This is a genomic window from Streptomyces sp. 12E, from assembly GCF_055633275.1.
Genome location: NZ_JBVNCJ010000001.1, coordinates 7,279,795 through 7,292,807, shown reverse-complemented (window position 1 = coordinate 7,292,807; position 13,013 = coordinate 7,279,795). Strand labels below are relative to the sequence as shown.

Below are 13,013 nucleotides of genomic sequence, written 5' to 3'. Positions count from 1 at the left end.
CGTCGTGCGACTGGTGCGGTGAGCGATCGCCCCTGTCCGCGTGTCGGTCCATCAAGTAGCCTCCACGACATGCGCATGACTTCTTCACTTGTCGTCGGCCGGGACGACGAGCTCGCGCTGGCGGACAGACTGCTGTCGGAGGCCCGGCAGCACTCCGGCCGTGCGCTCTTCCTCCTGGGAGAGGCCGGGATCGGCAAGTCACGGCTGGCCGGCGAGTGCGAGTCCAAGGCCGCCGCGCTGGGCCTCCCGGTGCTGCGCGGGCGCGGCAGCGCGAGCGGGTCCGGCACCCCCTTCCGGCCGCTGGCCGAGGCGCTCTCCTCCCGGTTCCGCATCGGCGGACCTCCGACCGACCCGGCGCTCGCGCCCTACCGCCCGGCCCTGGCCAGGCTGATCCCGGAGTGGCGGCCCGCGACGGCCGTCGGCCACCCGGAGGGCGTGGTCGACCTCGCCGAGGCGCTGCTCCGGCTGCTGGCCGTGATCGGCAGGCAACACGGCTGCGTACTGGTGCTCGAGGATTTGCACGACATGGACTCCGAGACCATCGCCGTGCTGGAGTACCTGGTCGACAACCTCGCCGGGCTGCCGGTCCTGCTGGTCGGCACCCTGCGCCCGCAGCCGGGCCCGGCCCTCGACCTGGTCGACGCGGCCGACCGGCGGCGGGCCGCCTCGGTGGCCACCCTGCGGCCGCTCAAGCCCGGGGCGGTACGGGCGATCGCGACCGGCTGCCTCGGGGTGCCCGCCGCCGGGGTGCCGGCCGAGCTGGTCGAGCATCTGGTCGCCAGCGGGGACGGAAACCCGTACCTGGTCGAGGAGTTACTGGCCGAGATGGTCGGCTCCGGCCTGCTGCGCTGGGGCGGCGGCGGGGATTGGCAGGTGGCCGGCGATCTCTCCACCACCGTCCCGGCCACCGTGGTCCGGGGCTACCGCCGGCGGATCGAGCTGCTGGACCCCGAGGCCCAGGAGGTGGTGCTGCTGGCGGCCTCACTGGGAGCCCGGTTCTCCATCGCCACGCTCCAGTTGATCACCGGGACGGAGGACCGCTGCCTGTTCGCCCGGCTGCGCTCCGCCGCCGAGGCGGGCCTGATCGTGCCCGACCCGGGTGCGCCGGACCGGTACGCCTTCCGCCACGCGCTGACCGCCGAGGCGGTGCTCGCCAGTCTCCCGCCGGCCGAGCGGGCCGCGATCGCCCGGCAGGCCGCTGTCGGCCTCCAGCAGGCCGACCCGGAGCTGACCGACGACCACTGCCAGCTGGTCGCGGACCTGCGGATCGCGGCCGGTGACCTGGCGGACGCGGCCCTGCTCTACGCCGAGGCCGGGCGCCGGGCACAGGCCGACGGTCTGTCAGGGACGGCCGTGGTGCTGCTCGGACGCGCCCACGAACTGGCCGACCCGTCGGCCCGGACCGTGATCGCCGAGTCGCTGCTGTACGCGCTGGCCGACGCCGGGCAGCTGGACCGGGCGCTCGCCCTGGTCGACTCGCTGGCACCGGCCGGAGCGGCGGCACTGGGCCTGGACGCCCGGATCGCCCTGCACACCCGGCTGGCCTGGGTCGCGGTGGCGGCCGAGCGGCGGGCCGACGCCGTCAGCCAGATGGCGGCCGCCCGGGCCCTGCTCCAGGACGGCGGCACCCCCCAGCAGGGCGCCGCGCTCGCCGTGGTCGAGTGCGAGCTGGCCCTGCTGCCCGGACAGGGCGGGTGCACCGCGGAGGCCGAGCGGAAGGCCCGGGCGGCGGCGGAGGTGGCCGAGCAGACCAGACTGCCCGTAGTGGCCTGCCAGGCCTGGCAGTTGCTGGCCCTGCTGGTCCGGAAGCGCGGCTTCGACGTGGCCGACGCCTGCCTGGAGAGGATGCTCGCCGTCGCCGAGACGCACACCCTGCCGCTCTGGCGGGTCGAGGCGCTGACCAGGCTGGGTGCCAACACCTACATGCAAACCGGCGACATCCGCCGGCTCGAACAGGCCTGGGAGGCCGCGAACGAGCTGGGCGCGATCCAGTTGGCCCAGACCGCCGAGAGCGTGCTGGCGATGAACGCGGTGCTCCGGGGCGACCCGCGGCGGGCCGAGGAGATCCTCGCCCGGTGCCTGGGCGCCAGCGCGCGGATGGGCAACCTGGGCACCCGCCGGTACCTGCTGCTGGTCTCGGCCACCCTCGGCGCGCACCGGGGCCGCCGCCGCGAGATGGAGCGCGGCCTGCTGGCGTTCCGCCAGGCCGGGGGCGCCGAATCGCAGCTGACCCCGGTGATGCTGGGTCTCTGCCGGGCCGTCTGCGCCCTGCTGGAGGAGGACCGGACGGCCGCCCGGGCCGAGCTGGCCGCCGCGGCCGCCTGGGAGTCCCTGCACCCGAACGTCTACTACCTGGCCGGCCGGTACGGGCTGAGCCCGCTGCTGGAGGTGCTGGCCGGCCGGGCGGTCCGCACGGACTTCACGGACGTCGCGGCCAACCCGGCCGCCGGACTGGCCTGGAACCGCCAGTTCCTGATGCTCGCCGACGCCGTGCTGCTCGGCCGGGAGGGCCGGGGCGAACAGGCGGCCGGGGTGGTCGAGGACTTCCGCCGGCACGCCGCGATCTTCCCGACCGGCCACCACCTGGGCCTGCGCCTGGTCGCCGAGGCCGCCCTGGCCGACGGCTGGGGCGACCCGACGTCCTGGCTGCAGGCCGCCGAGGAGTACTTCCACCAGCTCGACGTACCCGCCGTGGTGGGCACCTGCAGGGCGATGCTGCGTCAGGCCGGGGTGACCGTACCCCAGCGCCGCAGCGGCCGGGAGCTGATACCCGCCGAGCTGCGCGCGCAGGGCCTCACCCCGCGCGAGTACGAGGTACTGGCCCTGCTCGTCGACCGGCCCGGCAACCAGGACATCGGCCGGCGGCTGTGCATCTCACCGCGTACGGTCGAGAAGCACATCGCGAGCCTGCTGCAGAAGACCGGTCTGGCCGGCCGCGCCGCTCTGACCCGGCTGGCGGCCGAGCTCTCCGCCGGCGGCTGAACTCGCCGTCCCGGCCTCCCGGCGCGGGCCGAGCGGACCCAGGTACAGGTCGAGCGGCGGCTCGGGCGCGAGGTAGAAGTGCCCGCCGGGCAGCACCTCGTGCCGGAACGACCCCCGGGTGAGCTCCCGCCACAGCTCGCCCTGACGGTAGGTCACGTGCGGGTCGTCCGCTCCGCGCACCACCAGCAGCTCGCAGGCCAGCGGCGGACCAGGGCGGTGCTCGTACCGCTGGAACAGCTCGAAGTCGGCCCGCAGGTAGGGCAGCACGAGCTCGCGAACCCGGGGGTCGGCCATCAGTTCGGCGTCCGCCTGGCCCATCGCGACGATGCTGCGCACCGCCGAGTCGTCGTTCCAGACGGTGCCCTGCACCGAGACGTGGGCCGGTTCGTGCGGGGCGCGGGCCGCCGAGGCCACCAGGCGCCGTACCCCGCGGCCCTGCTCCTCCAGCCGCCGGGCCACCTCGTAGGCGACGATCGCACCCATGCTGTGTCCGAACAGCGTGACAGGCCGGTCCAGTTCGGGGAGGACGGCGGTGCAGACCTCCTCGGCCATGGCGTGCAGGTCGTGGTGGCAGGGCTCCGGCAGCCGGTCGGCCCGGCCGGGGTACTGGACGCCGAGGATCTCCACGTCGGTGCGGCCCCGGGTGGCCCAGCCGCGGTAGTAGTTGGCCGATCCGCCGGCGTGCGGCAGGCAGATCAGCCGCTGCGGAGCCTCGGGGCGGGGCTCCAGGATCCGGACGGTGGTCACGCGTCCACCTCCTGACGACGAGCCAGTACCATGCCGTGCAACTCCTCGAAGGAGCGCAGCCCGTAGACGTCGGCGAAGTCCAGCTGGACTCCGAAGGTGACCGCGATCGACTCGATCAGCAGGATCAGGTCCAGCGAGGTCCCGCCGGAGTGGAAGAAGTCCTCGCCGCTCTCGGCGGGCGTTCCGGTCCGCTCCAGCCACAGCCGGGCCAGCTCCGCCCGGTCGTCCGCCCCGGCCGCGGGCACGGCCTCCGGTGCGGGGGTGGACGGCAGGGCCTTCAGGGCCTCGCGGTCGACCTTCCCGGAGGGCTTGAGCGGGAACTCCGCGACCACCATCAGCTCGTCGGGCACCAGCTGCCGCGGTGCCCGCTCCGCCAGCCGGGTCCGGACCGCCCTCGGGTCCGCGCCTTCGGAGGCCGGGCGGACGAAGGCGCGGACGTGCCGCTCGTAACCGGTGCCGACCGCGGTGGCGACCGCTTCCCGTACCTCCGGGTCGGCGGCCAGCAGGGCCTCCACCTCGGCGAGGTGGATCCGATGCCCCCGGACCTTGATCTCGTCGTCCTCGCGGCCGCGGAAATCCACCGCCCCGCCCGCGAGCAGGACGGCCCGGTCACCGGTGCGGTACATCCGGGCGCCCGGCAGGTCCGAGAACGGGTCCGGCAGGAAGCGCTGCTCGGTCATGGCCGGGTCGCCCACGTAGCCGAGGGCCAGCCGGTCGCCGCCGAGGTAGAGGTCCCCCACCTCGCCGGGCGGCAGCGGGCGCAGCCGCTCGTCCAGGACGTGGCAGGCGGTGCCGGCCAGGCCCGGTCCGATCGGGACCGAACCACCCTGCCGGTCCCAGTCGTCGAGCGAGAAGGCGGTGGAGATCACGGTGTTCTCGGTGGGCCCGTAGCAGTTCAGGAACTTCAGCTCCGGGAAGCGGTCCAGGATCCGCACCGCCTGCTCGCGCGGCATCACGTCACCACCGACCATCAGACACCGGAGCCCGCCCAGCGCGTCGGGGTGGTGGTCCGCCAGCAGCGCGAACACCGCCGGGGTGAGCACGGTGGTGGTGACCCGCTCGTCCCGGAGGAGCTCGGCCGTCTCGTGCAGGGACAGCGCCCGGAGCGGGGCGCAGAGCACCGAGGCGCCGACCAGCAGGGCCGACCAGATCTCGTACATCGCGGTGTCGAAGGTCAGCACCGTGTGCACCAGGAAGGTCTCGTCCGGGTCGCGGCGCAACACGCCGGGCCGCAGGCAGAGCGCGGTGAGCGCGCCGTGCGGCACCCCGACCGCCTTGGGCGCGCCGGTCGAGCCGGAGGTGAAGATCACGTAGGCCAGCCGGTCCGGGTCCCCGGCGGGCAGCGGGTCGAGCGGGTCGGCCTGCTCGATCAGCTCGCGGACGTGCCGGCTGTCCGCGCCGATTCCCTCCGGCACGCGGTGCTCCGAGGTGGCCAGCACCAGCGAGACGCCGGCGATGGCGGTCATCCGTTCGGCGCGCTCCGGCGGGCAGCCGGGGTCGATCGGCACGAAGTGCCCGCCCACCAGCAGGACCCCGAGCATGGCCACCAGTGCGTCACGGTCGCCCACGCCGAGGACGCCGACGGCGTCACCGGCGCCGACGCCCTTGCCGTGCAGGGCGCCGGCCAGCCGGATCGCCCGGTCCCACAGCTCGGCGTAGGTGGAGCTGCCGGTGCGGTCCCAGGCCGCCACCTTGTCCGGGTGCTCGGCCACCTGCCGGCGGAACACGGCGTCGACGCACTCGAAGTGCTCCCGGCCGCGGGGGCCGGGCAGGGTCGCCTTACTCATCCGTTGCCTCCTTCTGCGACGGCGTCATGAGCCGTTCGACGAGCCGGGCGTGATCGCCCATGGTGCGTGCCAGCAGCAGATCCCGGAGCGGAATCACCACCGTGAAAATCCGCTCCAGCCGTCGGGCCAGCCGGATGGCGAGCAGCGAGTCCCCACCGTTGGCGATGAACTCCGCGTCCTCGGTGAGGCCGGGGTGGCCGAGGAGTTCGCGCCAGGCGGCGGCCACCGCCCCGGCGGGAGAGGGCGGTTCGACGGCGGTTGCCTCCACCGGGACGGCCGCCGGGCTCTCCGGGGCCCGTGCGGAGACGCCGACCGGGGCCGGAACGGCCGACCAGACCGTCTCCGGCGCGATGTGGCGCTCACCCCCGAAGGAGGTGCCCGGCAGGTGCAGCCGACGGCCGGCCGGAATCAGCGCCGACAGCTCGACGGGCTGGCCCTCGGTCCACAGCCCGGCCAACGCGAGGACGAGTTCGTCCTCCGCCCGGGGGTCCTTCCCCGGCACCAGCGGGAGGCTCTCCAGCCCGGCGGCGGCCGCCATGCCGGAGAGGGCCTGGCCCGGCCCGACCTCCACGGCCAGCGCACCGGGGTACAGCTCGCGCACGGCGGCGATGCCCTCACCGAAGCGCACCGGCCGGCGGACGCCCTCGGCGAGGACGGTCAACGGGACCTCGGTACCGGCCGGCACCACGGTGCCGTCCAGGGTGGACACGTAGGGCAGCGAACTCCGGCCGCCGGTACGGCCGGAGAGGCACGCGCGGAGGACCTGGACGGCAGGCTCCATCGCGGCGGAGTGGAAGGCGTGCGAGGTACGCAGGCGCCGGGCCGGGATCCGCCCGGAAAGCCGGTCCTCCAGCGCCCGGACGGAGGCGGCCGGCCCGCTCAGCACACAGGCGCCCGGGCCGTTCACCGCCGCGATCTCCAGCCCGCTGGTCGCGGTCACCGGTTCGGCCAGCAGCTCGTGGGCCTCGGCCTCGGAGCAGGAGAGCGCCAGCATCGCACCGGGCGGGCAGGCCTGCATGCTGCTCGCCCGGACGGCCACCAGCTCGACCGCCGCCGCGAGGTCCAGAACCCCGGCCAGGCAGGCGGCCGTCACCTCGCCGAGGCTGTGCCCGGCCAGTGCCACCGGGCGCAGCCCCAGCCCTTCCAAAGCGCGGACCGCCGCGTACTCCAGGGCGAACAGCGCGGGCTGGGCCAGCTCGGTGGTGCGCAGCAGCTCGGCGGGGAACTCCGGGTCCCGCAGCGCCTGCCCGGCCAGCCCGGCCGTGAAGGACTCCATGACACGCAGGCACTCCTCCAACGCCTCCTGGAATCCTGGCAGTCGGGCCTGAAAGGGCAAGGCCATGCCCGGCCGCTGGGTGCCCTGCCCGGGGAGCAGGAAGACCAGCGGCCGCGGGCCGTCCTGCGGCACCCGGCCGCGGACCCGCCGGGGGCCGCCGCGCAGCGCCCCGGCGAGCTCCGGGCCGGTCCGGCCGACCACCGCGAGCCGCTCGGCCAGCGGGGCCCGGCCGGCCCGCAGGGTGAAGGCCACGTCGGCGGCGTCCGCCTCCTGCTCGGTCAGTGCCTCGGCAAGCCGGGCCGCGGTCAGCTCCAGGCCCTCCGGCCGGACCGCGGAGAGGGCGAGGACCGAGGTCCGCTCCGTCGAGATCCGGTCCGCCCGGGCCTCCCCCGCCGGGATCACGGGCGCCTGTTCCACGATCACGTGCGCGTTCGTCCCGCCGATCCCGAAGGAGCTGACGCCCGCCCGGCGGGGCTCGGGGCCCTGCCAGGCGCGGGCCTCGGTGGGCACCTGGAGCGGCGAGTCCAGCTCCGCCAGCAGCGGGTTGAGGTTCTCGAAGTTGGCCACCGGCGGTACCTGACCGTGCTTCAGGACCAGCAGGGCCTTGTAGAACGCGGCCAGCCCGGCGGCCGCGTCGAGGTGCCCGATGTTCGCCTTGAGCGCGCCCACCGGGATGATCACGGCCGGGTCGGCCCCGCGCAGTGCGGCGGAGAGCGCCGACCACTCGATCGGGTCACCGACGTGGGTGCCGGTGCCGTGCGTCTCGACGTACCCGAGCGAACCGGGCGCCACGTCGCCGGAGCGCAGCGCCGCCCGGATGACGGCGGTCTGTCCTTGCGGGGCGGGGGCGTTGAACCCGGCCTTCGCCGAGCCGTCGTTGTTGACGGCCGAGCCGAGGATCACCCCGTGGCAGGAGGCGGTCTCCGGCCCCAGGTCCTCGAAGCGGCGCAGCACCACCGCGATCACGCCCGAGCCGCCGACCGTCCCGGTCGCCCGGGCGTCGAAGGGCCGGCAGCGGCCGTCGGCCGACATGATGCCGCCGCGCAGGTGGGTGTGCCCGGCCTGCGGGAAGCCCACCGATGCGGCCACCACCACGGCCTGATCGCAGTCGCCGGCGTTCAGCGCCTGGACGGCCAGGTGGACCGCGACCAGCGAGGAGGAACAGGCCGTCAGCACGTTGACCGCCGGGCCCTCCAGGCCGAGCCGGTAGGCGATCCGGCCGGCCATGAAGTCCCGGCCGGTGCCGACGTGCAGGGCGGCCAGGGTGTCCGCCGAGGCGGCCGGGTTGCCGAGGATCCGCGGCAGGTACCTGCTGCTGGACGAGGAGGCGAAGACCGCGGTGCGCAGCCGGTCCGCCAGCGGACTCCGGCCGGCGTCCTCCAGCGCCGCCCAGCTCGCCTCCAGCATCAACCGGTGCTGCGGGTCGATGAGCTCGGCCTCGCGGGGACTGATCCCGAACAGCTCGGCGTCGAACCGCTCGCTGTCCTCGATCAGACCTCGGACCGGGACGTAGGCCGGGTCGTCGAGCAGGTGGCGGGGCACGCCCCGGGCCGCCAGCTCGTCGAGGTCGAGGGTGCTGGTGAGCTCCTCGCCCGCGCAGACCGCCGCCCACCACTTCGCCCGGTCCGCCGGGCCGGGGAGCCGGGCGTGCATGCCGGTGACGGCGACGTCCAGGGAGCGGTTCCTCACCTCCCGTCCTCCGTTCCGGCCGTCCGCCGGGAGCGGCCCGCGGCGAGCCGGAGCCGGCGCTGGTCCGGGCCGTCGGCCCCGTCCTCGGCGTCCGCGGCCCGCACCGCCGGCTCCGGCCCGGGCGCGCCGCCGCCGCTCGCGGCGATCAGCGCGGTCTGGGCGTCGACGGTGGTCGCGGTGAACAGCTCGACGATCGGCACCCGGGTCCTCGCCCGGTCCTCCAGCTCCATCTGGAGCAGCGGCACCAGCAGCGAATGCCCGCCCGCGTCGAAGAAGTTGACGTCCCCCGCGCCCGGCGTCTCGCCGAGCACCGCGGCCCAGGCGGCCCGCACCAGTGCCCGCAGGTCCGGTCCGGTCGCCGGGGCGGTCTCGGGCTCGGCGGGCTCGGGAACCCCGTCCTCCTCGGTGCGGAGCTCCACGGCCCGCAGCGCCTCGCGGTCCACCTTGCCGTGCGGGGTGCGCGGCAGCTCCGGGACCACCCGCAGCACGCCGGGCACCATCGCGGGCGGCAGGGTCTCGGCCAGCCGGGCACGCAGCTCCTGGAGGTCCACCCCGTCCTCGGTCACCAAATGGGCCGTCAGGCTTCCCCCGCCGGGCGCGAGCAGCACGGCGGCATCGGTCACGCCCTCGGCCGCGCGCAGCGCGCCCTCCACCGCGCCGAGCTCGACCCGGTGGCCGCGGACCTTCACCAGCTGGTCCCGGCGGCCCAGGTAGCGCAGGCCCCCGCCGGTGCCCCAGCGCACCCAGTCCCCGGTGCGGTAGGACCGGGCGCCGGGTGCCGTGCCGTACGGGTCGGGGCGGAACGCGGCCTCGGTCGCCTCGGGCCGTCCGAGGTAGCCGCGGGCCACTCCGCGGCCGCCCACGTGCAGTTCGCCGGCGGTACCGTGCGGCATCAGTCGTCCCTGCCGGTCCAGCACGTAGAGGCTCGCCCCGGGGACGGCCCCGCCGATGTCGACCGGGCCGGGCGCCTCGAAGCGGCGGTAGGTGCTCCACACCGTCGCCTCGGTCGGCCCGTACTCGTTCACCAGCGGCGTGGCCGGGAGCAGCGCGAAGTGCCGCTCCAGCAGCGCCTCCGGCAGCACTTCGCCGGCCGTGGTGACCACGTCGAGGGCGCCCAGCGCGGGCCGGCCGGCCCGCTCGGCCCGGTCCAGCAGCCCGGCGTACAGGGCCGGGACGGCCAGCAGGGCCGTAACGGCGTGGGTCTCGATCAGCCGCAGCAGTCTCTCCGGGTCACGGACCTCCTCGGTCCGCGCGACCACCAGCCGGCCGCCGGAGGTGAGGGTGCCCCAGATCCCGGCCGCCGAGGAGTCGAAGGAGAGCGGCGAGACCAGCAGGAAGGTGCGGTAGCCGCCGTAGGTCAGCCGCCGGGCGGTGGTGGAGGCGGCCAGCGCGCCGTGCCCGACCTCCACGCCCTTGGGCTCGCCGGTGGTGCCGGAGGTGTAGATGAGGTAGGCCGGGTCACCCGGCTCACTGCGGTGTGCCACCCATGCCTGGTCCGGCAGCACCACCGGGGCCCCGATCGGCAGCACCCTGGCCTGCGGGAGGCGCTCCCGCCAGGCGGCGTCGGCCAGCACGAGCTCGGCCCCGGCGTCCGCCAGGACGGCGTCCAGCCGGGCGGCGGGGTGGCCGGGATTGAGCGGCAGGTAGACGCCGCCGGCCCGCAGCACCGCCAGCACGGCTACCACCATCTCTGCCGAGGGCTCGGCCAGCACGGCCACCGGCGCCCCCGGGCGCACCCCCCACGCGGTGATCCCGGCGGCCAGGGCGTCGGCCCGGCCGAGCAGCTGGCCGTACGTCAGCTCGCTGGAGCCGCAGACCACGGCGGGCCGGTCGGGGTCGGCCAGCGCGATCTCCGCGACCACCTCGTGCACCGCCCGGAAGCCCTCCGGCAGCGGGATCCCGCGGCCGGCGGCCAGCAGCTCGGCTCGCTCCTCGGCGGAGAGCAGCTCCAGCGAGCCCACCGCGGCCTCGTCGTCGGCGGTCAGCCCGCCGAGCAGGGCGGCCACGTGGCGGGTGAGCTGCTCGATCAGGGCCGGCTGGTAGCGGGAGGTGCGGTAGGTCGCCAGCAGCTCGGCCGAGGCGCCATTGTCCCGCAGCACCAGGGTGAGGTCGTACTTGGAGATCCGGACCGGGAGTTCGAGGGGGGTGACCTCCAGTCCCGGCACGTTCCGGGGCGCCTCGCGGGCCTCGAAGTTGAACAGCACCTGGAAGACCGGGGTCCGGGTGACGTCCGGGGTGATCCGGAGCTTTTGGACCACCTCCTCGAACGGGACCGACCGGTGGGTGAAGGCCCGCAGCAGACCGCGCTGCACGGCGCCGCAGAGCGCCGGGCCGGCCTGCGCCGGATCCACGTGCACCCGGACCGCGGCCGGGTTGACGAACATGCCGACGGTGTCCACGAATTCGGCGGACCGGGTGTCCATGGTCGAGCCGACCACCAGGTCCTCGGTGTCGGTGTAGCGGGCCAGGGTGAGCGCGAAGGCGCTGAGCCCGATCACCTGCGCGGTGGTGCGGTGCCGCCGGGCGTATCCGCGGACCGCCTCCCAGGTCTGCTCGGGGAGCGGCACCCGGACCACCGCGCCCTCCTTGTCCGCGGTTCGGGCGGCGGGCTCGAAGCCGAGCGGCTCCGCGGTCTGCGGGAGCCTCAACTCCTCTATCCAGGCGTCGAACTGAGCCGAGGCCGGGCCGGCCGCGGTCTCCCGCTCGACGTGCTCCGGGTAGGAGCGGCCGGCCGGGGCGAGCTCCCGGCCCGCGTAGGCGGCGAACAGGTCACCGGTGATCAGCGCCATCGAGCGGCCGTCCACCACCGCGTGGTGGGCGTTCAGCACCAGGACGTGGTCCTCGGGGCCGAGCACCAGCAACTCCGCCTCGGCGAGCCGGCCGCCGACCAGGTCGAAGGACCTGGTCACCGCCCGGTCCAGCTCGGCGGGCAGGCCCTCCGCCGCGATCTCCCGGACCGCGAGCCCGAACTCCTCGGCCGGCCACCGCGCGCGCCGGGGCTCGTTCTCCACCTCGAACAGCCGCAGCCGCAGTTCCTCGTGACGCTCCACGACGGCCCGCCAGGCCCGGCCGAGGGCCGCCCGGTCGAGCGGTCCGCGCAGCCGTCCCGCCCAGGGGGCGGTGTACTCCGCGCTCCCCGGTTCAAGGACGTGCGCCAGCCAGAGCCGACGCTGCGCGGACGACAACCCCACGCTCTCCTCGGGCACCTGCTCCGCCATCAACTTCTCCTCTCGTGCGTGTACGTGAAGGTGGGCCGGAAGGCTTCCGGTATCGCCGCGGTGAGCCGGCCGAGGGCCGCGTGGTCGGGCACCCGCCCGTACAGCCGGCCGAGCCGGTCGGCCGCGCCGGCCCGCCAGTCGAGCGGCTGGCCGGGGCGACCCCGGACGTCGACCAGGTCGACCCCGGGCAGGGCGCGCAGCCGGTCCAGCCCGCCGACCTCCACCAGGCTCCGGGCTCCGGCCGGCGGCACCAGCGCGTACTGGTAGGTGACCTGCTCGAACTTCGGTGCGCCGGGCGCCGGCCGACCGAGGGCGAGCAGCAGGGCGGCCTCGACCACGTCGTACCCGGCGCCCCGGCGCAGCAGGTCGACGATCAGCCCGCCGACCCGGCCGTTCACTTCGATGACGCGCGGGCCGTCCGGTGTCAGCTTGATCTCGGTGTGCACGACGCCGTCCCGGATCCCGAGGGCTCCGATCGCGGCGTCCGCCAGTGCACGGACCCGCTCGGCGGTCTCCGCGCGCAGGGTGTGCGGGACGAAGGACCCACGCTCGCGGAACGGCTCCTCCAGCCGGAATTTGCCGGTGATGCAGATGAGTTGGCGGTCGCCGTCGTGCACGGCGGTCTCCACCGAGACGTAGTCCCCCCAGTCGGGGCCGGCCTCCTCCGCCACCCCGGTGAGCAGGCTCTCCACCAGGAGCACCGCCCCGGTCGGGGCGGACCGGAAGAAGTCCGCCGCCAGCCGTTCGGCCTCCTGCGCATCGTCCGCCCGGCGGACGGAGCGGCTGCCGGTGCCGGTCCGCGGTTTGAGCACCACGGGCAGGCCGACCTCGGCGACCGCCGCGGCGATCCCGGCGGGCTCGGTCACCGGCACGCAGCGGGTGGTGTCGATCCCCGCCCCGGCCAACAGCCGCCGTTGGAGCAGCTTGTCCATCAGCCGCCGGGTGGTCTCCGGGCTGTGCCACCGGGTCAGCCCGAGCGCGGCAGCCAGCTCGCCGGTCTCCGCCAGGCGGTGCTCGCTGAAGGTGAGCAGGCCGTCCGGCTCCCGGGCGGCCACTGCCCTCGCCGCCTCGGCCGCGGTGAGGCCGCTGACATCGCAGAGCTCGAACCGGCCGCGCAGGCCCGGCAGCAACTGCGCGACGTGGGACGAGTGTTGGTCGATCACCAGGAAGAGTTCGGCTCCGCAGGCGCGGGCCGTCGAGGCGATCTCCCCGGGCCCGGCGGCGCCGTCGTCGTAGACCACGCCGAGCCGCGGGTCACCGGATCTGCTGTGCATACCCATCCGTCCGTCGAAGCGAGTGGCCGTCCGGTGGCGC

At 75.4% G+C, this 13,013-nt stretch carries 6 protein-coding genes; 1 reads left to right on the top strand and 5 read right to left on the bottom strand.

Features of this window, described 5'->3' with window-relative positions; genetic code table 11:
* Positions 1–69 precede the first annotated feature (69 nt).
* Positions 70–2,982 carry a helix-turn-helix transcriptional regulator gene (locus ACZ8ZB_RS33390; RefSeq protein WP_470741301.1) on the top strand — a complete coding sequence of 971 codons (2,913 nt, stop codon included), beginning with the start codon at positions 70–72 and terminating at the stop codon, positions 2,980–2,982.
* Here the strand turns inward: ACZ8ZB_RS33390 and ACZ8ZB_RS33385 are convergent.
* Genes ACZ8ZB_RS33385 through ACZ8ZB_RS33365 form a run of 5 tightly spaced genes read right to left on the bottom strand, consistent with a single transcriptional unit; the run spans position 2,875 to position 12,973 of the window.
* Positions 2,875–3,729, bottom strand: coding sequence for a thioesterase II family protein (locus ACZ8ZB_RS33385; protein ID WP_470741300.1), 855 nt, complete (start codon positions 3,727–3,729; stop codon positions 2,875–2,877). The genes ACZ8ZB_RS33390 and ACZ8ZB_RS33385 overlap by 108 nt on opposite strands.
* Positions 3,726–5,516 (bottom strand): non-ribosomal peptide synthetase, encoded by a 1,791-nt coding sequence (locus ACZ8ZB_RS33380; protein ID WP_470741299.1) that lies wholly within the window; start codon positions 5,514–5,516, stop codon positions 3,726–3,728. The genes ACZ8ZB_RS33385 and ACZ8ZB_RS33380 overlap by 4 nt, the downstream gene beginning before the upstream one ends.
* Positions 5,509–8,481 carry a type I polyketide synthase gene (locus ACZ8ZB_RS33375; RefSeq protein WP_470741298.1) on the bottom strand — a complete coding sequence of 991 codons (2,973 nt, stop codon included), beginning with the start codon at positions 8,479–8,481 and terminating at the stop codon, positions 5,509–5,511. The genes ACZ8ZB_RS33380 and ACZ8ZB_RS33375 overlap by 8 nt, the downstream gene beginning before the upstream one ends.
* Positions 8,478–11,699, bottom strand: coding sequence for a non-ribosomal peptide synthetase (locus tag ACZ8ZB_RS33370; protein WP_470741297.1), 3,222 nt, complete (start codon positions 11,697–11,699; stop codon positions 8,478–8,480). Before ACZ8ZB_RS33370 ends, ACZ8ZB_RS33375 begins: the two co-directional genes overlap by 4 nt.
* Entirely contained in the window at positions 11,699–12,973 is a 1,275-nt protein-coding gene (locus ACZ8ZB_RS33365; protein WP_470741296.1) for an ATP-grasp domain-containing protein, read from the bottom strand. The genes ACZ8ZB_RS33370 and ACZ8ZB_RS33365 overlap by 1 nt, the downstream gene beginning before the upstream one ends.
* Positions 12,974–13,013: the final 40 nt, after the last annotated feature.